Genomic DNA, 22,209 nt, shown 5'->3' with positions numbered 1-22,209 from the left:
GATGCCTTTTTATTAAATTTTAAATAACGTACATGGCTGATGACCGCTACAATCGAAGGGATGAAAGTCGTTTTAAAAACAGGCTGTTATTGAGACTTTCATATAAAAAGGATTAAAGTGGAAGAATTAAAATATTGTATCTTTTATTCTGCACACAGAGTTCTGTGGGTATTATTATTAATGATCGTGTCAGTGACTTATGGATATTCGGATGAAAATAGGAATATCCCTGATGCAGTATCAGAGGCTTCTCCCAGGATTTTAATCTCAGATTCTCAAACAGCCATTGGATTTCAATATGGCATGGCATATGACCCAGATCGTGCAGATGATTTTGTATCTGTAAATGGATTTATGCTTTTTGATTATGAACGCATATGGGGGCATGCCGCACCTGACAACTTGAAGTTCAAAATTGATTTTACCATTGGAACAAACGTTGATGATAATATGGATTCAAGTGGTTTAATCCTCTCTTCCGGTTTTGAAGCTTTGCTGTATCTCAAAAAATTTGAAAAACATACTTTTTTAAGTAATAATTTTTTTTATTATATTGGTGATTTCTTTTTAAAATATAATGTTTTTCCTTATGTGGAAGCAGGTGTGGGAATCATATATACAGAACATCAAATAGAAGGACAGGGGCTGCATTTTAATTTTAATCCAAGAGCGGGCATCGGGGCTGAATATCGAATCCCAGGCAAACGTCCTTTTTTTGCAGAACTGAAGCTGTGGCATCTGTCAAACGCCAATTTACACAAGGATAACAGAGGGATAAATGCTCTGTTGTTCATGGTGGGAAAATACTTTTAGGACTGTTTGGTATGCTTCATTTGCCGTTTTACATTATCATAGATCGGCAAAACTTGCGCAGATAAGCACCTAAATATTAAAGTTACATTAATGGGTATTTAAAGCAATGGCAAAAATTCTCATAATTGAAGATGAAGAAAGCAACAGACGTCTGCTCAGAACAATATTTGAAATGAACGGACATGAAGTTCTTGAAGCAAATAATGGGAGTGAAGGCATTGAATTGTTTGAGGCAAATTTTCCTGAATTGATTTTTTTGGACATAGTGATGCCGGGCTTGAGTGGCATAGATGTATTGAAAAAAGTCAGAACCATTGAAAAGGATAACAGAGACTCGGGAAAGCCGGATACAGTTATCATTATGTTAACGGGTTATGCTGACAAAAAAACAATTTTGGAATGCCACAAGTCAGGTTGTAGCGATTATGTTGTCAAGCCTGCATCTTATAAAATTCTCACTAATAAACTTGAGAAATTTGGTTACACAATGGTAGCTGAAGCTGAAACAGCAGCCGAAAAAACAATCTCTGAAGTTATATCCGCTGCAATAGAAGAGTTTAACAAGGGAAAAATTGAATTACCCTCCATTCCATATATTGTCCAGGAGCTTCAGGAGATTATGGATAACGAAACTGCTGAAAATGCCGATATTGCAAAGGTAATTGAAAAAGACACTTCCATTTCAATAAAACTGATTGCCCTTGCCAATTCTCCTTATTACAAGGGCATTGAAAAGGTTGTTAATATACAAGGCGCTATTGCCCGTCTGGGAAGGGATCAGATCCAGAGTATTGTGGTTTCCATCGCCAATAAAAAACTCTACAGGTCCCAGGATCCTGCCATAAATAAAATGATGAACAGGGCATGGATGCATTCCCTTGCCTGCGCTCACTGTGCAAGGGAAATTGCCGGAAAAAAATATCCAGAACTTGGCGACAAGGTTTTTGTAAAAGGTCTTATTCATGATGTTGGTGCAACTCTGCTATGCAAGCACATTGCTGATAAATACTCAGTTGAACTTGATGTTAAACTTGATGAACTGATTGACAAAGTGTTTGAAGTACACACAGGTTTCGGTGCCAAATTAATGGAGAAATGGCAATTCAGCCAGGATTTTGTTGATGTGGTGAAATTTCATGAGTGGACAGATTTTAATGAAGAGATTGATGTTGAAGTATTAATTGTTAATGTTGCCGATGCAATGGCTGACAAGCTGGGTTACAACCTTTTTAACAAGAAAAACCTGGAGTTATCTGAACTGAAATCGGTAAAATTACTGGAACTCTCTCCGGATTTTCTGGATGAAATTTATGACGAGGCTGAAAAAAGTATAAAAGAGCAATCGGAAATTATGGGCAGTGTAAGTTAGTTCAGCCGATAACAGGTATTTTTTTCGATTTTGACTGTATGAATTGCTCAAATGGATAAAAGGGGTATTATAAAGCTATGCCGGGATGGATTTACATAATGACAAATAAGGCTATGCCTGACATAGTTAATGTCAGTTACAGCATGAGAGATCCTGCCTTCAGACCGGCAGAAATGAGTCATATGGAATCCCCATATCCATACGTTATAGAATACAAGATTGTTGTGGAAAATCCTCAGGAGTTTGAAAAGATTCTTCAGAATCGTCTGGAAAAAGTGAAAGAAGGAAGTAGCTGGTTTAGAGCTTCCACCGAAAAGGCCATTGCAGAAATCCAGGAAGTCAACAAAATACTTGAAAACCGCAAACTGCATAAAATAAGAGAAGAAAAGCTCGCGAGAACTAAGCGCAACTCATTGACTTTCATGGACTATATCAGAATTTTACTGGGGGTCGCCATCGCCATTTTTTTAAGTATTCATATGTCTCTGGAAAAGTATATCGAAAATACATTTTTCGCAATGGTTGTATTGTTCATTATATCGGCCGTTGTTGCACTTAGTATATTTATGCTGATTCTCCTGTTTAAAAGTCACAAAAATAATGAAAACGATAACAAGTTATCAGGGGCAGAAAGATCAACACCTTCTGCCAGACTTAATCCCGATCAGGATGATAATATGCTCACTGGTAGTTCGGCGTTTCAAAATGACGGAGAAGGTACCAATGCCCGGAATGATGGAGAAGGTACCAATGCCCGGAATGATGGAGAAGTAATTGAAATTCAAAATGATGGAGAAGTAACTAAAACTCAAAATAATGGGGAATCTGCTGAAACTCAAAATAGTAGAAAAGTTGTAGGGACTCAAAATAGTAGAAAAATTACAGAAACTCAAAATAGTGGAAAAATTACAGAAACTCAAAATAGTGGAAAAGATGCTGATAACCAGAATAATGAGGAATATACTGAAACACCAAATAATGGGAAAGACTTTAAGGCAAAAGCTAAAAAATTATCCCCTCCAGATACTGTATTCTCAACCTCTTACAGCACAATGCATCTTGACTGTTATTTACATGAGAGCAAAAAGCATGGCATCAACGCTTTATATACTGACTTGCACGGAAATTTTTTTGCACATCATTCCGACTCTGACATACGTTCGTTATCAGAAAAAAAATATTATCAGATAAAAAAACAATATGGAATGAAATACCAGGACGGTAAATGGGTATAACAAAATATCCCGGGAAATAGGCCATTATTATTTTTTTTGTTGCAATCTAAGGCATCCTTCATATCAGCTTAAAAGTAGTTTACACTTTTCTTTAATTGTATGAATCACGGATTGCCACAGATTACGCTGATTACACAGATTTTTTCAATCAGTGTAATCTTTTAATCCGTTTAATCCGTGATTCAGACAAAAGAATAAGCCTCAAAAAGTGTAAACCGATAAATGAACGATGCCCAATCTAAATGATAAAATTCCTTTCGGAGCAGAACCATGAAATATAAACTTCAGGATCTTATTGATATTAAATTTTTTCAGGAACTTCAGGATAGCTTGAATGAAATCTGTTCCTTTTCATCCTCAATTTTAGATAATGATGGGAACATTCTCACAGCAACTGCATGGCAGGAGATCTGCACCAGGTTTCACAGAAAAAACAAGGATACTGAAAGGCTTTGCATAAGGAGCAATCAATCCATTAAAGATCATCTTTGTGAAGAAAAGCAGACAGTTACTTACAGTTGTCCCCTTGGTCTTTTTGTGAATGCCATCCCTATTATCATTGATGGTGTACATTATGGAAATTTCCTGACCGGTCAGTTTTTTCTACAAGAGCCTGATTTGGAATTTTTTCGTGTACAGGCTGGAAAGTATGATTTTGACGAAGAAGCTTACCTGAAGGCAGTTAAAAAAGTGCCGGTCTGGACACAAAAACAATTGAATGCCAGCTTGCATTTTTTTAAGAATTTGATTTCAGTTATATCCGAAAACGGCTTAAAAGAGCTAAAGGATATTGAAAACCGGAAAAGATTAGAACTCAATGAAAAGCGTCACATATCCATACTAAAATCTGCAATGGATGGCTATTGGTTAACAGATATCAAAGGCATGTTGTTAGAAGTCAATGAGACCTACTGCGGGATGAGTGGTTACAGTGCAGATGAGCTTATGACCATGCACATCTCGGATCTTGATATTAATAAAACAAAGGAACAGATAGCTGAACGGGTACAAAAGATCATATTAAAAGGAAGTGATCGCTTTGAATCCAGGCACCGGCGTAAAGATGGAACTCTCTTTGATGTTGAAGTGAGTATCCAGTTTCGTCAGGAAGACGGTGGACAATTGGTTTGTTTCCTGCGTGACATTACCGAAGCCCAAAAGGCTGATTTGGCACTTAAGGAAAGTGAAGAGCGGTTCAGGTCGCTTCACAATGCATCTTTTGGCGGTATTGCCATTCATGATAAAGGTATCATCCTTGAGTGCAACAGAGGATTGTCCGAGATCACAGGTTTTGAATATGATGAACTTATCGGCATGAACGGTTTGAATCTCATCTCCGACGATACCCGTGACAAGGTTATCAGGAACATTGAGTCCGGATACGAAAAGGCCTATGAGGCAGAAGGTGTTCGCAAAAACGGAGAGGTTTATCCACTGCGGCTTGAGGCCAGAAATATTCCCTACAGGGGGAAAAAGGTCAGGGTTGTTGAATTTCGGGACATCACTGAAATCAAGGTGGCAGAAAAAGAGTGGATGGAGCTTGATGAAAAATTTCGACAGGCCCAGAAGATGGAAGCCGTGGGTCGTCTGGCAGGAGGTGTGGCACACGATTTCAACAACAAGCTCAGTGTAATCACAGGCTACGCAGAGATGGCCATGGAAGATATTGACCCGGCCCAGCCACTTTACGAATCATTAAATGAGATCAAAAAGGCTGGTGAGCAATCCGCAGATCTTACCCGGCAACTACTGGCTTTTGCCCGCAAACAAACCATATCCCCCAAGGTAATAGACATAAACACAACCGTAGCTGGAATGATCAATATGTTAAAGCGGCTCATCGGGGAGGATATAGATCTGGTGTGGATACCTGGAGAGGATGTGTGGCCGGTGAAAATGGATCCCAGCCAGATTGATCAAATTCTTGCCAACCTTTGCGTCAATGCCCGTGACGCAATATCCGATGTGGGAAAAATCACCATAGAAACTGCAAACACCCGATTTGACGACGACTACTGCATCAATCACCCTGGATTTCTCACTGGTGAATATGTGGCTCTGGCAGTCAGCGATAACGGGTGTGGCATGGATGCAGAGACACTTGGCAACATATTTGAGCCATTTTTCACAACCAAGGGAGCAGGAAAAGGGACTGGGTTGGGTCTGGCCACGGTTTACGGGGCAGTCAAGCAGAACAATGGGTTTGTCAATGTTTACAGCGAGCCGGGAAATGGGACAACCTTCAAAATATATCTGTCTCGGCACAAAGCCAGTAGGGAATCCCTGCATGAGAAGGTAAAGGAACTTCTTCCAGAACACGGTCAAGAGACAGTTCTGGTGGTTGACGATGATCCAACGATTCTTAAAATGACGACCATGATGCTCAAAAAGCTTGGTTATAAGGTTCTGGCAGCTAATTCCATTGGCGAAGCCCTTGGCTATGCCAGGGAATATGGGGGCATGATACATCTGCTTTTAACCGACGTGGTTATGCCTGAAATGAACGGACGGGATCTGGCTGAGAATATTTTAGCCATCCATCCGGATCTCAAGTGTCTTTTCATGTCCGGCTACACTGCCAACGTCATAGCCCATCACGGCATTCTGGATGAGGGGGTTTACTTCATTCAAAAACCGTTCTCAAGGCAGGAGCTTAGTGTCAGGTTGCGTGAAGCATTGGCTTTACAATAAAAAAATTCAAGACTTTGGGGCATACGTCATTTTTCGAGGGGCGTTGCCTGAAAAGAGTAAAGTCCTTTTGTGATGAGATGGCGTTTGCAATTGATGCTTTCTCAAAATCCACATCTTATTGAATTTTCAGAAGTTATTGCATTTGTCTGAATAAGGATAACCAGGATTAACATGATGTTCAGGATAAATTATCCTGCTTATCTTGGGCATCCTGATACAACATAAACCTGCTTTCCAAAATATCGAGCGGATTGGCATCATTCTACCGTTGGCCTGACTGTCCGGATTGGAGAGTCTGTGTAATCCTGCGGATATGGTCATGCCACAGTCAAATGACTGGAACGCAATCAATATTGATATCCCTTCCTGGCTTTTTACGGGTCATAAAAGCCTGTTTTCACCAACATCCTGGCAAGAAGCGCCATTTATGAATCATCAATGGGATGTCCGACAATGGTGTTCCATGTGCCACGATCTGCAAGTTCCCGTACAGCGTTAGTATATCTTTGCCGGATTTTTGCTGGAAACTAAAATTCGACAAGGCTATCAAGCGCATCACCGGAAAGTTGGCCAATTAGTCAGCCTTGGGCACATTCTGTTTTCATTGGATGTATCACTTAATAACATGTAAAAGTTGTTTGCGTATTTCTTTTGCAGTTGCACCAAGATCGACGGTGGCGAATCGAATTTCATGGTTTTGGATGACTATGCTCTCATTCACCATATTACCCACTGAGGGATGTAACAGCAATCCTGTTGCGCTTGCTGAAAGGGGGTCCCCATTATTTTCCTGGGATCTTAAATAAGTGTAAATCTGATATATATATCCGCTTCGCAGTGTTTCTTCACGATACCAGCCGTGTGTCACTATGCTGTTGAATTTAGTATCAATGACAATTCTGCGTCCTGAACTATGATGATCCAAAATAATATCGGTTTTCATAGTCGGAAGAATTTTGTCGATACCCGGACTCTTACATTCAATAAGCCAACCCACCGTTTTACCTGCAACTACACTCCATCCTTGCTCAGAGAGTAAAACATTGTAGAAGCCTGCAATCCCTTTCTCATAGAGCTTCCTGATCCAGTGAATTTCTCTATCCGGTGAAGTGAGTTTTTTTGTTCCTGACGCTTCCGTTGGCAAGGCAAGGTTAAACGCCAGATGCGCAGCTTCAACCATTGGTTTGTCCTCAGTATCATTTCTTCCAAAGCGCTCAACAGAAATTTGGGATCTTCCCGGGCATTCTCCGGTTACTCCCATATTTCTTAGACTGCCTGCCAGCGATCGGCATTTGCGAGCCAGTGGAGTACGTTTAACACTATTTGATATGTTTTCAAGAGCTGCCCTGACAAAACGATTACGGATAGTATTAACTGTAAGTTGATCAAAACTGCACGCTATTTTTCCTCGGTCAAGCAGGCGGTTTCTTTCGGTATTTAGTAAGTCTATACGCCCCCGAACGCGACTAAGAACAGCTTTTTCTGTTTGGTAACCATAACTCAAATTTCTTTGGATTCGACGTTCAACCTGACGACATAATATTTCTGCCACAAGATCAGGAATATCATCCGGGTTTTCCTCCACAGCTATGTTATCTTTTTCCATGTCCCGGAATAGATGGGATGCGTATAGCATAAGAAGCCATAGATTACGCACTGGAATGCGTCCGATTAGACCAATTTTTTCATTGATGTTTGATATCATTTCCGTCATGGGTATTAAAACCCTTCAAGAAGGCGCTCTTTTGCTTTTTTTGCCTTATCGAGTCCGTCGAACCAGTATTCATCCAGCAATGGAGCGATTTCTGTCTCAACTACCTGACGAAACCATTCTCTGGCATCATTGATTGGAATTCCAAATGGAGGTGTTACATAACTGTGACCTATCCGAAATTGAGGTCCCAGGCTTGTGTCATCTGATATTTCATTGTTCAGGGTAAGAATCCGTTTTTCAATTTCAATGAGAATTGTAGGATCAATTCCGCATTGTGATTGGACCCAATCCCGCCAGAGTTTTCCAAGTGAGGGTTCCAGATCTATGAATGCAAAACGTCGCCGAAGTGCAAAATCCACTAACGCCAAAGAACGGTCGGCAACGTTCATAGTTCCTATAACGTATAAATTGTCCGGAATAAATAGACGTTCTCCGTCCGATCTTTTGTAGGAAAGTTCCAATGCCTCATTGGGCGTCCGTTTATCCACTTCAAGAAGTGTCAGCATCTCTCCGAAAATTTGGGCCGGGTTCCCGCGATTGATCTCTTCAATTACAACAACATATTTAGATGTAGCTTCTTTGGAAGCTGACTTCATAATTTCCAGGAAAGGGCCATCCACCATAGTGAGCTTTCCGTCTCCCATGGGGCGCCAACCTCGGATGAAATCTTCGTATGAAAGATTTGGATGGAACTGCACAGCTCGGAGTTTGCTGTCATCGCGTTCTCCCATCAAGGCAAATGCCAGCCTTTTTGCCAGCCATGTCTTTCCAGTACCTGGCGGGCCTTGGAGGATAAGATTCTTTTTTGTCCTAAGCCGTTCGAGAATTGTTTTAAGTTTATCTCTTTCGACAAAACATCCATCCGTAAGGATGTTATCTAATGAATATGGCTCAATGGGAGCAATAATGTTTTCTATGATATCAGCGTCATCATTCTCCAATTCTGAATTATTTGTATCTGTTTCTTGGAAAGATTGATTATCCTTAAAATGCCAGGCGGCAAGGGAAAGTTCTGGAAATGAGTGTACCGGATACCCGTCCTCTTTAAAGCGAGCCTCAAGGATATCCAGAACCGTAAGATAATCCTCAGCATTACAGCGACCCTTGGGGCCGTTCATGCCGATCTGGATGTTGAGTTTTTTTTCGATGTATTCCCGTGACTGGTTATCGAGAGTTGTAAAAGTCCATGGACGAACCCAGTATAGCCCCATGGACAACTTCCATCCGACCATGTTCCTGCCTATTGCGTCATTATATGCTTTAATGAATTCAGATCGGGATTCCTCATCGTTAGAATCTGCAAATTCAATAGCCTTTGAAAATATTTCCCAAAGAGTCTCAATATCATCATCTTGACGTTTATATGCATAACTGAACAACCAGGTATTTTGATTGTTCAGTAGTGGAATACCTTCAAATGAATTTGGAACTGATTCATCAATTTCAAGAAATTTTTTTAATTCTGACGCTATGTTAATGCGATTTTCATCTGTGATACCCCGGTTAAAAAGACCAATGACTGTAAATGGACAAATATCTTCAAGAGGAGATTTGATACCTTTTTCAAGTTCATCATTCAAAATGTTAAAGCCTTTTGCAGTAGATGCTGATAATTCATGAAGCTTAGCTATTAACTTTGAGCGATTATTTCTGTAAGATAATAGTTTGTCTGCAAATGTCTCATAAAAGCCTGTCCATTTGAAACGCCGCTTATCTACTGCATTATCCCCAAAGCGTTCCTTCCAGTATGATGCGTTTCGGAACCTGTCTATGTCTTGCTCTTTACCTTCAAAAGTAAATTCAATCAACCCGTCAGCAGCCCAATCTCCGGGTAAAACCCTCCATATGGTTGATCTATATGTATAAAAATACCACTCCCTAATAGGTTCAGCTACACTCCAATCCACAAGAACACTGAAACCATTTCCAGGATTCTCTTTCACCGTACCAATTGCCTTGATTGCCATAACTGATACTGAATTTCCACGATTGTTAAACGGCAGATTATGTTTCCTAACATAGGCCGATTTTATTGCGATAGGGTCACCTGGTTGCATCGATTTTACAAAAGCAACATCTTTTTCTCCAGGATTTAAAGTTTCCCAAATACCTTCATTGATGAAACGAGATGTTTGATCCTCTGTTCCTCCGAAGTTAGCTCCGACAAACCAGCAGACCTTTGTTTCCGGTTTTTTATGATTTGTATCTGTCATCTTTTCTCCAAAGCGTATGAACTCATTCTTGTCTTCAGGTGTTGATTGGTTTTTAAGACGTCCTTAACATCGTCTCAAAAGTGTTTTTCCTTTTTACTGGTGAGATTCTCAAAATCGACACCTTATTGCTTTTTGAGCAGTTATTGAATTTGTCTGAATCAGGATAACCAGGATGAAAAGGATGCTCAGGATAAATAATCCTGCCTTATCTTGTTAATCTTGGACATCCTGATTCAGACAATGTTGACAAGGCTCAAAAGATCATAAGTGTCGGCTTTGAGGAGATTAAAAGCCGAAGCAATTTATCATTAAAATGGAACGATAGATTAAACATGTCATTAATGCTTTGTTTTTTTTATGAAAAGCTCTCTTATTCCTTCCATACGTTTTCTGTTTACTCCAAGATCCGAATAACCTAATCGTGATGCAGATCTTATATGAATAATCTGCTCATCATCAGGAAAGTAAAATTCCACATCATCCACAAATTTGAAAAATTTTGTTCTGGATTCCACATGGAGATAATTTTCTGTTTCACTGACAATCGTCATCCTCTTTTGTTTGGAGATAATGGCTTTTAGCTCTTCCATTGCCTCTTTCTTTCCGCTTGTATATGAAAACGGTTCAATAAAATGTTTTTTATCTTCCGCCAGACTGGATACACAGTTGGGTTTTCCAGGGCAAGGGGCCAGCTCTCCTGTTTTGACACTGGAAGAGGGGGCTGTTCCGCCGCATCCAAGCATTAAAATTACACTTAAAAACATACTTGCGGGAAGTGTTTTTTTCATATTGTATCTCCTTTATTGAAAAATCTCCGTAATATACTGAAATAAAACGACTTTAACGGTATTTTGTGATGCATCAACAATCATGGATGTTTATTGAATATCACAGGCCATCTTTCCAAGCTCCTTGACTGCCCACTTTGTACTGTCTGACCATAATGCTGCATTAAGCCTAATGCAATGTCTGAAAAGATCCGTTGTTGAAAAGATCGCTCCTGGTGCAATGGATATCCCCTTTTTATGTGCCATGCCATAAAGTTCAAGGCTGTCCGTTCCCTGTGGTAGCTCAATCCAGAGGGTAAAACCGCCTTCTGGACGGGTTACCCTGGTACCTTCCGGAAAATATTGCCCCACAGCATCTGCCATCTGCATTACCTTTTTTGCATATGCTTTTCTGATAGTTCTCAAATGGTGTTCATAGCCGCCGCTGACAAGGAATTCAGCCATTGCAAGCTGAGTGGGGGCAGGGGTGGCTATGTTGGTCACAAGTTTCTGGCGTTTTACAGCATCAAAATAGCGACCAGGGGCAATCCATCCTATTCGGTAGCCTGGTGCAAGGGTTTTTGAAAATGAAGAGCAGAGCAGTGCATCTCCGTCACTGTCCCATGACTTTATTACTGAAGGGCGGCGGGCTGAAAAGGAAAGATCACCATTAATATCATCTTCAATCAGCGGTACATTGTGACTTTTAAGAAGTTGCAACACTCTTTTTTTTGCCCTGTCTGCCATGCAGTTTCCAAGGGGATTGTTGAAATTGGAAATGATTAGACACGCCTGAACACTATGCTGTTTCAAGGCTGTTTCAAGTGCTTTTATATTGATGCCATCAACCGGAGACATTGGAATTTCAAGCACCTTTAGATCAAGGCTTTTGATAAGTTGTAAAAAGTTGAAGTAGAAGGGGGTGCCGACAGCCAGTGTATCCCCTGGGCTGCACAGGGTACGGAGCGCCAGAAAAACCGCTTCAGTGGCACCATTGGTTATTATTATCTCATCCGGCGAAAGGGTGCATCCGCTTCTCATCATGAATCTGGCAAGCTGGGTACGAAGTCTTTTATTGCCAGGAGGCATTGAGTAGCCTGTGCTTTCATCGGGAAAGCGTCTGCACTCTGACGCAAGTATTCGGTTTATTCTGGTAACAGGAATAAGCTCCGGATCAGGAATTGCTGCTCCAAACTGAATCAGCTTTGGATTCATGACATCCCCCATAACCTGCATCACAAGCTCACTTGATGTAATCTCGGAAGGGTGGAGCCTGAAGCCGCTGTTTTCAGGTTCAGGTTCCCTTGGAATGGCTGTAAGTCTTGGGCAGACATAGTACCCTGATTGGGGTCTTGCTTCTATTATTCTGTGATCTTCAAGAAATCCATAGGCCATCTTTATGGTGTTGATACTCACTTTAAGCTGATGGCTCAAAGCACGGATGGAAGGAACCCTGTCTCCCGGGTTAAAGGTTCCTTCATCCACAAGACCTATAATTTTATGCGCCACATTTTCATAAAGGGGGGTTTTGTTCATGGTTTGTAAAAGCTCTAAGTTCACAAAAGGTTCGTAATCCGTTTAGGAATGAGTCTTAAACAACTTGCCCATTTCAAAACATCCAGCCATTTTAGGCCGTATGGTTGAGAATTCTAATTGTGGACACCTTTTTTCGTACTCATTCCTTAATGGAGGAGCCATTATGTAGGCTATACTGCTGCATTTTCAGGAATCTTGCCATGCAGGATAGCCAAGGATTTTTTTCTGATATCCTTCAGAGATATCTTTTTCAGGATCAGAAGGTTGCCGGAAATAATCAAAGCTACACCAATCAAGGCTTCTGTTGTCCAGTGATAATCTTCCCATATGGTTGATATGATAAGCGCAACAATGGGAAAAAGAAGAGTTGCATAGGCAGCTCTGTCCGGCCCGATACGCCCCACAAGGGTAAGATAACAACCAAATGCCACGATTGAGCCAAATACAGAAAGATATATAAGTGCTGCAAGGTATTGAGCAGAAAAATCAAATACAAAGGGCTTGCCAGCAGCAAATGATATTATCAGCATCAGGATTGCTCCATAGGTCATGCCCCATGCATTAGTTTGTATAACAGGTAATTTGTTTTTCTGGTTTCTGGCAGACAGTATATTGCCGAACGAGGCCAGAAGGGTTGCAGCAAGGCTTATCACAATTCCTTTAATCACATCACCGCTCCACTGAAATCCAGTCAGTTCTGGTTTAAAAACAAGGACAATACCCAAAAGCCCCAATGTTCCCCCTGCAATAACCTTTGAGTCAAAAGGGTTTTTCAGAAAAATGGCACCATTGATCATGTTTAATACAAGGATTGTGGAAAAGATAACAGCAGCAAGTCCGCTTGTAAGGTAAAGTTCTGCAATATAAAATAGCCAGTAGTTCAATGCAAAGAGAAAAGTCCCCTGCAGCATCATGAAAAGATGATCTTTCAGGGTAAAGCGCATCTTCAATTTTCTAAAGCAGCACCACACCATAAGCAGAAAGGCAGCCAGAGTAAAACGGTATGCCACGGAGATCATAGGGTCGATTGATCCCAGTTGAAATTTTATGGCAAGCCATGTGGAACCCCATATAAGAACTGTGATGGTGTAAAATAAAAGATTTTGCATGTTTCCCTTCCTTTTTGATGTGTTTAAAAATCCGTTTAAGCAGATAGACAAGTATTATTTTCGGTTAAGCCTTAGTGAATATTGGGAAAAAATATATGTCCACTGAGTTATTTGATCAGTGCCCGACAGTTGCCGGTCTGTTGTTTATGGATTTTATATTTTTTAAGGGAAACGACAAGATACAGTAGGTTATATTTTTTATGGACACAAAAATAAAGTATTTGTTTTGTGTTGGACACAAATTGATTTGTTATGAAATGTTATTGCGTTGTAAGTCCCCCTGCCCTGCATGAATAAATCTCCTCCATAAAATAAATATTTGAAAGTTGAGTTTTAAAATTTTTCAACTGGTTAAAAAAAGAAGCATCGGTTACTCACTGCTTCCTTAAATCTGCTTTTTACATTTTTTAAAAAATATCCATAATTTTATCTTTTATTCCCAGGTTGAACAGATAGCCTCAGAGCCAAATATTTTTTAAACTGGCTCTTAGACAGGCAATCGTTGACATAAATCCCCATTATTTTTTTTATTTCTAATTCCTGAGATTTTTTATTAGGTGCAATATTACAATACTCAAAATCGACATTTTATTGCTTTTTCAGAAGTTATTGCATTTGTCTGAATCAGGATAACCAGGATGGATAGGATGTTCAGGATAGATAATCCTGCCTTATCCTGTTAATCCGGGGAATCCTGATTCAGACAGTGTTGACAAGGCTTACAAGATCATAGGTGTCGACTTTGAGTACAATACCATATATTAGCGTTAACTCAATCTCTTTAAATCAGATTCTGTAACACCCAAGAGACTTACCTTCTCAGTTCTTTATTTAAGTTGTAAATTTTGACATATCCCTTGTTTTGACATATCTCTTGTTTTGGTTTACCCTTAATGAAGCTGTAAAAAGTTCGATTTCAAGACTTTTTTACACATAACTCACTAATACGCAATCATAGTGTTTAGAGGGGTTTTATTGATCGCTTGCATTTTACCGTGAAAATGACTATCATTTTTATATTTGGGGTGATTGATACGTAATCATGTCCATTTATCATGGAAATAAATACAAATTTATATATTATGAGGCGATTAAACTCCAGCCATGATCGTTTAGCCAAGTTCAGGATTGTATATTAATTTCAGATTTGGAGGACATTGAGATGAAATTTAAAATAATAAATTTTATGATTTTTGCAGTTGTATTTTTTTATGTTTTTTTGCCGGTTTTATCTTTTGCAGTTGATGAAGAGATTAGAATATCCGGTCGTGAAATTGCCGAAAAACTTGCTGTTTTAGAGGCTGGTCAAGAAGCCCTTTCCGTAAGGCTTTCAGATCTTAGAGAAGATACGAAATCAGGTTATGATGCCCTCTCATCAAGAATATCAGAACTGAGATCAGAAATGAAATCCGAACAAAAATCTCTCAGGGAAGAGATGAAGTTAGGCCAGGAATCTCTCAGAGCAGAAATGAAATCGGGCCAGGAATCTCTCAGAGCAGAAATGAAATCGGGTCAGGAAGCTCTCAGAGCAGAAATGAAATCGGGTCAGGAAGCTCTCAGAGCAGAAATGAAATCTGTCCAGGAATCTCTCAGGGCAGAAATGAAATCGGGTCAGGAAGCTCTCAGAGCAGAAATGAAATCTGTCCAGGAATCTCTCAGGGCAGAAATGAAATCGGGTTATGAAGCTCTCAGGGCAGAAATGAAATCGGGTCAGGAAGCTCTTTCAAAAAGGCTTGATGATTTAAATAGAAGACAGGATGATGCAAATTCAACTATGCTTGTTCTTTTCAGTTCTTTAATCGCATTGATAGTGGCACTTTTCGGGTATATAATCTGGGATCGACGCACCATGATGAAACCTGTTGCAGAGCAGCTTCATAAATTTGAACATGAAGTTATGAGAGATTTGGATTTGCATAATAATGATGGTTCTCTTTTGAGACGTCAACTGAGAGTATTGAGAGAATTTGCCGGAAAAAACTCGGAATTTGCAGAAATAATGCGGGGGGCAGAATTGCTTTAACTTTACCGTGAAAACACATTCTGTTTTTATGATCGGGGGTGGCCGAAATCTTATTTGGCCATGAGGGTTTACCATGACAATGACTATTATTTTTATATTTGGGGGTGATTGATAGGCAACCATGCCCGTTTAGTACAAGGAATAGTCAATGAAATTAATAAAAACAAACAAAATAAGAATTTTTCAATGGCAATTTTAACACAGTACTGGGCAAAAGAGTTTATCAAATTTTTCCTGATCATACAGATCATTGTCATGGCAATTTTTATATCTGTTGATTACCTTACAAACATGGACAGGTTTGTGAAAGCAGGCATTTCATTCATAGATGCCTTTGGATATGTGCTTCTTAAAACACCGTTTATGTTTGTTCAGCTTACACCTGCCGGAATTGTGCTTGCTGTTGTGACGGTCTTTGGACTTATGAATCGTAACAATGAGTTGATGGCCATGAGAGCCGGGGGGATAAGTGTCTATTATCTTTTAAGACCTGCAATTGCATGGGGGCTTCTGCTCTCTTTCATGATGATTTTTATGGGAGAGACAGTTGTTCCTGTTACCATGTCAAAAGCAAATGATATCAAATATGGTGTAATAAAAAAGACCAGAAATATTCATGCTGTAAAGGAGAAAATATGGCTTAAAGGTGATGGAACCATTTATTATTTCAGATATTTTAATCCAAAGGACAAAACACTTGCAGGTATTACCATTACCTGGCTTGACAGGGACTTCAGTATAATTAGAAGAGTTGATGCCAGAACTGCTCAGTTTGACAGTGTAAAACAAACATGGCTTTTTGACAGTGTGCTTGAACAGAGATTTGAAGATAGTTCCTCATCTTCAATTGTGAAATATGACAAAAAAGAGATTCCCATTGAGTTCAAGCCAGACGACTTGCAGGGAGTTGTAAAAAAGTCAGATGAGATGAGCTTTACAGAACTTCTTTCCTATATTCGCAAAATACAGAAAGAGGGTTATGATGCCACAACCTATAAGGTTGATCTTTATGGTAAAACTGCATTTCCCTTTATCTGCCTGATAATGGCTCTGATAGGTGCTGGTGCAGGAATGAGGCGAATTGTGAAAGATAATTTGCCGGTTGGCATTGTAATTGGTATTGCTGCATCTTTTTTTTACTGGTTTATTTATGGCTTCTTTACATCCCTTGGATATGGAAGGATGCTTCCGCCGGCTGTAAGTGCCTGGATTACAAATTTAATTTTTATGCTGCTTGCCATGATTTATATCATCAGCAGTGAGCAGTGATAACCCACTGAAATTCATCATGCAAATCTTTATCAGAACCATCTATAACACCCTGACACTTATATTTTTTGTGATTTTGTTACCGTTTTTTCCTATGTTTTGGCTTTTTTCCGGAAAGAGAAGAGCCACAATGCGTCATCGCCTTGGACTTTCCAGTCTGATTTCCAAAAAAAAAGAGGGAATGCGTCGCATATGGGTTCATGCCTTGTCCGTGGGTGAGGCAAAATCCATCATTCCACTGGTCAGATTACTTGAAAAAAATTACATTTCCAAAGGCTTTGAAATCATAGTCACTGTATCAACACAAGGCGGTTTTGAAGTTGCAAGGCAATATTTCACAAAGCGGGAGAATAGATCCCCATCAATCCACCATTCATCTATATCATGCATTAAAAGAGAACCTGTAGCATCCAATAACAAGAGTTCTTTATCATGTAGTAACAAAGAATTTACACCATCCAATAAAGATTCTTTATTAGAAGAAATTCCTTGTTCATCAGAACATATACATGAAATTGGATATTTTCCTTATGATTTTTTTTTTCAGTTGCTTCTGTCTGCAAAAGGATAGAGCCGGAGCTTGTAATCATTGCAGAAAGTGATCTCTGGCCTGAATTTCTGTGGCACCTTGAAAAAAAAAGATTCCTGTTTTTCTTGTTAATGCCCGCCTATCTTTATCTTCATTAAAAGGCTATAGGGCTTTCAAGTGGCTTTTTGCTCCGCTTTTTTCTGTTTTTACAAAGATAATGACCCAGACAGAGGAAGACAGAAGAAGATTTATTGAACTTGGTGTTCCTTCAGATAAAGTTACAGTAACAGGCAATATTAAATTTGATCAAACTGTTCCATCTCTTGAACCTGAATATTACAATCTTTTCAGGTGCAGAAGAGATATTTCACCCCCTTTGCTGCTTGCAGGCAGCACACACCCTGGTGAAGAGTCTGTGATTGCAGATGTTTTTATAAAACTCAGGCAGAATTTTCCGGATATTCGCCTTATTATTGCCCCAAGAAATGTTGAAAGAGCATCTGAAGTAAAAGAGAAATTTATCTCTCTCTTTACCAATGAATTGCCTGGTTGTTCCGTTCAATTCTTTACATATACTGTAAAGCATTTTTCTGTTTCAAATAATTTAAATGGTAATTTTGACTGTTCAGATAATTCAACTGATTTTCCCGATGTTATCATTTTGGAAAGGATGGGAGTTTTAGCGCCTCTTTATGATGTTTGTGATGTTGCTTTTGTCGGAGGCTCTCTTTTGCCCTTTGGAGGCCACAATCCCCTTGAGCCTGCAATTTTCTCCAAACCTGTTATTTTTGGGCACCATATGACTGATTTTGTTGAACTTTCTGAAGCACTTGTTGCTGCTGGTGCAGCTTTTAAGGTGAAAGATGGCGAAGAACTCTATATAGTTGTGAAGAGGCTTCTTGAAGATACTGATTTTTCCGAAAATGCAGGAAAGAGAGGAAGGGAACTTTTTGGGGCATTTGGTGGAGCTGTTGATAAAATTGTATCTGAAATCGGGCATCATATTTCCAGAAAGTAGGAAGAAGAAAATGAAGCTTTTGGTTAAGAAAAAAATATCCTCTATTACAAAGACATTAGATAAAAAAAAATCCTCTATTTCAGAGATATTAGAGAAAAGAATAACAGAGATATCAATTGAACATTATTATAAACCCGAATTTTTTTCATTCCGATCACTACTTGTTTTTATTTCTAAAATTTACGCATTGATTACATCTGTTCGTGTTTGGCTTTACAAAAAGAATATTATTAAGGCCAAAAATGTCCCTTTTTTTGTCATCTCCATAGGAAATATTGTTGCAGGCGGAAGCGGAAAGACTCCAATGACCCTTTACGTAGCCGAGATGCTTAAAGAAAAGGGCTTTAAACCAGTAGTGTTGAGCCGTGGCTATGGCGGTTCCATTGAGAAAACAGACTCCAATGTTGTAGCAGGGGATGGTAAAAATGTATTTTTTTCTCCTGATGAAGTTGGTGATGAGCCTTTCATGATGGCATCAAGGCGTTCATTTCCGGTTGTTGTCGGAAAAAATCGATTTAAAGGTGCAATAAAGGCAATGGAGATGCTTTTTTCATCTGACTCGCAACCTCCATTTGGATTGTACGCATCATCGGACTCGCAATCTCCATTTGGCTTGCACGCATCATCTGACTCGCAACCTCCATCTGGCTTGAACTCATCATCTGAACCCCAATCTCCATCTGATGCACTATCAAAAGGTATTATGATTCTTGATGACGGTTTTCAGCACATCCGCTTGAAAAGAGACCTGGATATTCTTTTGATGGACTATACCCATCCGTTGGGCAACGGTCGTCTTCTTCCTGTAGGAAGATTGAGGGAAAAACCTGATGCTGCTTCAAGGGCAGATATTGTTGTTTTTACACGATGCCGTGATATTACATCACTACATGGCGAGCCTTCAGCACCCTGTTCAACACCAGCATCAAGCCAAAAAACATCACTTTCTCTTAAAAGCAATCTTCCTAATATTAAGGGGCTAACCCATATTAATGGCCTACCCCATATTAATGACCTACCCTGTTTCATGACCACTCATCGACCTTCACTTTACTGTTTTATCAATAAAGAAATTTTCCATGATGATAAAAATTTTTCTCTACCACAACCACCAACAACAATTGAGAATCTGACTGGCAGAAGGGCACTTTTATTTTCAGGTATTGCGGATAACCGTTTTTTCAGGCAGACAGTAACGGATTTGGGGATATATGTCCTGGAACATCTTGAATTTAACGACCATCACATGTATAAAAGCGGGGATATTTGCCAGATCAATGAACTATGTTATACATGTGGTGCGGATTTGCTCATTACAACGGAAAAGGATTACGCCCGATTGAACTATTGTACAAAGTGGCCTCTTGATATTGCTGTATTGGGTGTCAGAATTGAATTTGTTGATTCGGCAGAAAAAGATACTTTTAATAATATTATTTTAAACGCTGTCAACAATTGCAGTAAACAGGTATGATTGATTATGTATTAATCATTTCTAAGTATAAAAATAGTAGTCATTTCCACGGTAAACAGGCATGATTGATTACGTATTAATCACCCCAAATATAAAAATGATAGTCATTTTCACGGTAAACGGGCATGGCTGCCATCCAGCCACCCCCGAATATAGAAAATTGTATCCATTTCCACGGTAAAATATAAAAATAAGAGTACCTTTAATGAAAAACCTGATCATATATAAAATTCTTTGTCTGATAATGCTTCTGATTAGCTTGTTACCACGGCGTTCTGCACGTTTTATAGCTGATATTTTAGCTCTTCTATGGTTTGATATTGATACAAGGCACAGAAATATTGCCCTTGATAATCTCAGGCACGCTTTTGGAAAAGAGTTATCTGAACCTGAACTGCATGCAGTGGCTAAAAAGATTTTTAATAATACAGCCTTTATGCTTTTTGAAATTGGCTGGTCATACAGATATACAAAAAGTGACGTGTCAAGGATTTTGTCCATTGAAGGACTTGAACATATCAAAACGGCATGCTCCAGGGGCAAAGGAGTTCTGTCGCTTTCATGTCATCTTGGTAACTGGGAACTTCTTGTTTCAGGCATAGCAATAACAGGATACTCACCATATGCAATTTACAGAAAACTTGATTTTCCACCCCTTGAAAAGTTAATGCTTGCCATGCGGCAAAAACATGGAACCTGCATGATTCCTTTGAGGGGGGCAAGCAGTAAGGTTGATGAAATTCTTGCATCCGGCGGTATTGTTGGAACGCTTCTTGATCAGAATGTTGACTGGTACAAAGGGGTGTTTGTGGATTTTTTTGGCAGACCTGCATGTACCAACAGCGGATTTGCAAAACTTGTCTTAAGAACCCGTGCATCAGTTGTGCCAACTTGTATTGTCCGTGATGGAAAACGCCACATAATAAGGTTTATGCCTGAAATTCCCCTGGTGTTGACAGGTGACAGAATAAAGGATATCGAAATCAACACCCAGAACTATGTATCATCCATTGAATCTATGGTAAGGCAATATCCGGAGCAGTGGTTTTGGGTTCATAACCGGTGGAAAACAAAAAATTACTCTTTATTATCTCAAAAACCTGATGCTGTTGTCTAAAAACCTGATGCTGTTGTCTAAAAACCTGATGCTGTTGCCTAAAAAGCCTGATGCTGTTGTCCTAAAAGCCTGATGCTGTTGTCCTAAAAGCCTGATGCTGTTGCCTTAAAAACCTGATGATGTTTCCTTAAAAGCTGGATGATGTTACCTGACATGACAATTACTGCTTCCTGAAAGAACTGAAATAGTGAACAATAACAACCCTTCAAAAATCCTCATCCGTGCTGCAAACTGGGTAGGGGATGCCATTATGACAACCCCTGTGATAAGAGCCATAAGAAAACATTACCCATCTGCCCATATCAGCCTGCTTGCCAAACCGTGGGTTATTCCTGTCTTTGAGCATAATCCCCATGTTGATGAAATCATTGTTTATGAAAATGATGGACGCCATAAAAAAGGCTGGGGAACAATTTGTCTTGCTCGGGATCTGCGTAAATACAGGTTTGATATTGCAATACTTATGCAGAATGCATTTGAAGCAGCTTTGATAACTTTTCTGGCCGGCATTCCAGTACGTATAGGATATAACACAGACGGCAGAACTCTGCTTTTGAACCCTTCCATCAAAATGGACAAAAAGCTGAAGAAAGGTCATCTGATTGATTACTACAGGGGAATTTTAAAAGGTGCATCCATTGCTGACAATGGCGGGTACCAGGAACTTTTTGTTACTGACAATGAAAGGGCAAAGGCAAAAAGATTTCTTGAAGATAATGGTATTGCAGATTATGCAGGGACAGGCAGAGCAGAACAACCTGTTATAGGATTAAATCCTGGCGCAACAGGTGGTACAGCCAAACGATGGTTTCCCCAAAGATATGCGGAACTTGCAAGAAAACTGTCTGACTGTTTCAATGTCAAAATTTTGTTATTTGGCGGCCCGGGTGATGAAGCTCTTGGAGATTTTATTAATTCATGTTCCGGAAATGTCTGTATAAACCTTGCAGGACACACCAGTTTAAGAGATGCATTTGCATTAATAGAAAAATGTTCTCTTTTTATTACCAATGATTCTGGATTAATGCATGTTGCGGCAGCACTTCACACACCGCAGATTGCCATAATCGGTTCAACAGATCCTGTGGCAACCTCCCCTGCAAGTTACAACAGCCGGATGCTGCGTGTTCAGGTTCCATGCAGCCCCTGCCTTAAACCCCACTGTCCTGTTGACCATGCATGCATGGATAAAATATCAGTTGATATGGTTATGGATGCTGCCATGGCAAAAATGGCTGAACAGTGAGCGTTTCATCAAGTCAATGTCAAGAGTCTTGTCAATAACTTAAGTCAAAAATATGGAAAATTTTAACTTAAGGGCGCTTAAGCTAA

The 22,209-nt window shown here is 39.6% G+C and carries 16 protein-coding genes and 1 pseudogene; 12 read left to right on the top strand and 5 right to left on the bottom strand.

The genetic code is table 11. From position 1 onward, the window contains the following. Positions 1 to 180: 180 nt before the first annotated feature. The 5 genes from MTBBW1_RS03235 to MTBBW1_RS27675 all read left to right on the top strand — a co-directional run bounded on the left by MTBBW1_RS03235 (position 181) and on the right by MTBBW1_RS27675 (position 6,607). Complete coding sequence (locus tag MTBBW1_RS03235; RefSeq protein ID WP_080799063.1) at positions 181 to 813, top strand: acyloxyacyl hydrolase; 633 nt, start codon at positions 181 to 183, stop codon at positions 811 to 813. A gap of 106 nt (positions 814 to 919) precedes the next feature. Further along, the gene (locus tag MTBBW1_RS03230; RefSeq protein WP_080799060.1) at positions 920 to 2,182 is read left to right on the top strand and encodes a response regulator; all 1,263 of its coding nucleotides are present in this window, start codon (positions 920 to 922) and stop codon (positions 2,180 to 2,182) included. A 77-nt stretch (positions 2,183 to 2,259) separates the two neighbouring features. After that, the gene (locus MTBBW1_RS03225) at positions 2,260 to 3,417 is read left to right on the top strand and encodes a GIY-YIG nuclease family protein (RefSeq protein ID WP_080799056.1); all 1,158 of its coding nucleotides are present in this window, start codon (positions 2,260 to 2,262) and stop codon (positions 3,415 to 3,417) included. Between the two features lie 270 nt (positions 3,418 to 3,687). Further along, entirely contained in the window at positions 3,688 to 6,108 is a 2,421-nt protein-coding gene (locus MTBBW1_RS03220; protein ID WP_080799053.1) for a PocR ligand-binding domain-containing protein, read from the top strand. Between the two features lie 319 nt (positions 6,109 to 6,427). After that, complete coding sequence (locus tag MTBBW1_RS27675; RefSeq protein ID WP_139786646.1) at positions 6,428 to 6,607, top strand: hypothetical protein; 180 nt, start codon at positions 6,428 to 6,430, stop codon at positions 6,605 to 6,607. Positions 6,608 to 6,721: 114 nt separating this feature from the next. On the opposite strand, the gene mcrC is transcribed toward MTBBW1_RS27675, so the two are convergent. The 5 genes from mcrC to MTBBW1_RS03195 form a co-directional block, all read right to left on the bottom strand. Beyond that, positions 6,722 to 7,822 carry a 5-methylcytosine-specific restriction endonuclease system specificity protein McrC gene (gene mcrC / locus MTBBW1_RS03215; RefSeq protein WP_080799051.1) on the bottom strand — a complete coding sequence of 367 codons (1,101 nt, stop codon included), beginning with the start codon at positions 7,820 to 7,822 and terminating at the stop codon, positions 6,722 to 6,724. Positions 7,823 to 7,827: 5 nt separating this feature from the next. Next, positions 7,828 to 10,035, bottom strand: coding sequence for an McrB family protein (locus tag MTBBW1_RS03210; protein ID WP_080799048.1), 2,208 nt, complete (start codon positions 10,033 to 10,035; stop codon positions 7,828 to 7,830). Positions 10,036 to 10,373: 338 nt separating this feature from the next. Next, entirely contained in the window at positions 10,374 to 10,823 is a 450-nt protein-coding gene (locus MTBBW1_RS03205) for a DUF1499 domain-containing protein (RefSeq protein ID WP_080799046.1), read from the bottom strand. 90 nt (positions 10,824 to 10,913) lie between these two features. After that, positions 10,914 to 12,338 (bottom strand): aminotransferase-like domain-containing protein, encoded by a 1,425-nt coding sequence (locus MTBBW1_RS03200; RefSeq protein WP_080799045.1) that lies wholly within the window; start codon positions 12,336 to 12,338, stop codon positions 10,914 to 10,916. Positions 12,339 to 12,508: 170 nt separating this feature from the next. Continuing rightward, a complete protein-coding gene (locus tag MTBBW1_RS03195) occupies positions 12,509 to 13,447 on the bottom strand; it encodes a DMT family transporter (RefSeq protein ID WP_080799041.1) in 939 nt (312 codons plus the stop codon). Positions 13,448 to 14,609: 1,162 nt separating this feature from the next. Here MTBBW1_RS03195 and MTBBW1_RS03190 point away from each other — a divergent pair. The 7 genes and pseudogenes from MTBBW1_RS03190 (at position 14,610) to waaF (ending at position 22,123) form a co-directional block, all read left to right on the top strand. Beyond that, on the top strand, positions 14,610 to 15,470 hold the full coding sequence (locus MTBBW1_RS03190) for a hypothetical protein (protein ID WP_080799038.1): 861 nt from the start codon (positions 14,610 to 14,612) through the stop codon (positions 15,468 to 15,470). Between the two features lie 186 nt (positions 15,471 to 15,656). Continuing rightward, positions 15,657 to 16,739 (top strand): LPS export ABC transporter permease LptG, encoded by a 1,083-nt coding sequence (lptG, locus tag MTBBW1_RS03185; protein WP_080799704.1) that lies wholly within the window; start codon positions 15,657 to 15,659, stop codon positions 16,737 to 16,739. Positions 16,740 to 16,758: 19 nt separating this feature from the next. Further along, a complete protein-coding gene (locus MTBBW1_RS03180) occupies positions 16,759 to 17,310 on the top strand; it encodes a glycosyltransferase N-terminal domain-containing protein (protein WP_080799035.1) in 552 nt (183 codons plus the stop codon). Further along, a pseudogene (locus MTBBW1_RS03175) lies at positions 17,307 to 18,286 on the top strand (3-deoxy-D-manno-octulosonic acid transferase). Before MTBBW1_RS03180 ends, MTBBW1_RS03175 begins: the two are co-directional and overlap by 4 nt. 10 nt (positions 18,287 to 18,296) lie before the next feature. After that, positions 18,297 to 19,760, top strand: coding sequence for a tetraacyldisaccharide 4'-kinase (locus tag MTBBW1_RS03170; protein WP_094078548.1), 1,464 nt, complete (start codon positions 18,297 to 18,299; stop codon positions 19,758 to 19,760). Between the two features lie 205 nt (positions 19,761 to 19,965). After that, positions 19,966 to 20,877, top strand: coding sequence for a lysophospholipid acyltransferase family protein (locus MTBBW1_RS03165; protein ID WP_080799028.1), 912 nt, complete (start codon positions 19,966 to 19,968; stop codon positions 20,875 to 20,877). 187 nt (positions 20,878 to 21,064) lie between these two features. Continuing rightward, a complete protein-coding gene (gene waaF, locus MTBBW1_RS03160; RefSeq protein ID WP_245809227.1) occupies positions 21,065 to 22,123 on the top strand; it encodes a lipopolysaccharide heptosyltransferase II in 1,059 nt (352 codons plus the stop codon). The last annotated feature ends 86 nt before the right edge of the window (positions 22,124 to 22,209 follow it).

Source organism: Desulfamplus magnetovallimortis (assembly GCF_900170035.1).
Lineage (GTDB): Bacteria > Desulfobacterota > Desulfobacteria > Desulfobacterales > Desulfobacteraceae > Desulfamplus > Desulfamplus magnetovallimortis.
The sequence above is the reverse complement of the archived record's forward strand: the minus strand, read 5'-3'. Positions and strand labels throughout refer to the sequence as shown.

Coding starts and splice junctions, on each gene's coding strand:
- MTBBW1_RS03190 (WP_080799038.1), top strand. CDS start 14,610: ATGAAATTTAAAATAATAAATTTTATGATTTTTGCAGTTGTATTTTTT.
- MTBBW1_RS03210 (WP_080799048.1), bottom strand. CDS start 10,035: ATGACAGATACAAATCATAAAAAACCGGAAACAAAGGTCTGCTGGTTT.
- mcrC (WP_080799051.1), bottom strand. CDS start 7,822: ATGACGGAAATGATATCAAACATCAATGAAAAAATTGGTCTAATCGGA.
- MTBBW1_RS03170 (WP_094078548.1), top strand. CDS start 18,297: ATGAAGCTTTTGGTTAAGAAAAAAATATCCTCTATTACAAAGACATTA.
- lptG (WP_080799704.1), top strand. CDS start 15,657: ATGGCAATTTTAACACAGTACTGGGCAAAAGAGTTTATCAAATTTTTC.
- MTBBW1_RS03235 (WP_080799063.1), top strand. CDS start 181: ATGATCGTGTCAGTGACTTATGGATATTCGGATGAAAATAGGAATATC.
- MTBBW1_RS03220 (WP_080799053.1), top strand. CDS start 3,688: ATGAAATATAAACTTCAGGATCTTATTGATATTAAATTTTTTCAGGAA.
- MTBBW1_RS03195 (WP_080799041.1), bottom strand. CDS start 13,447: ATGCAAAATCTTTTATTTTACACCATCACAGTTCTTATATGGGGTTCC.
- MTBBW1_RS03205 (WP_080799046.1), bottom strand. CDS start 10,823: ATGAAAAAAACACTTCCCGCAAGTATGTTTTTAAGTGTAATTTTAATG.
- MTBBW1_RS03165 (WP_080799028.1), top strand. CDS start 19,966: ATGAAAAACCTGATCATATATAAAATTCTTTGTCTGATAATGCTTCTG.
- MTBBW1_RS03180 (WP_080799035.1), top strand. CDS start 16,759: ATGCAAATCTTTATCAGAACCATCTATAACACCCTGACACTTATATTT.
- MTBBW1_RS27675 (WP_139786646.1), top strand. CDS start 6,428: ATGCCACAGTCAAATGACTGGAACGCAATCAATATTGATATCCCTTCC.
- MTBBW1_RS03230 (WP_080799060.1), top strand. CDS start 920: ATGGCAAAAATTCTCATAATTGAAGATGAAGAAAGCAACAGACGTCTG.
- MTBBW1_RS03225 (WP_080799056.1), top strand. CDS start 2,260: ATGCCGGGATGGATTTACATAATGACAAATAAGGCTATGCCTGACATA.
- MTBBW1_RS03200 (WP_080799045.1), bottom strand. CDS start 12,338: ATGAACAAAACCCCCCTTTATGAAAATGTGGCGCATAAAATTATAGGT.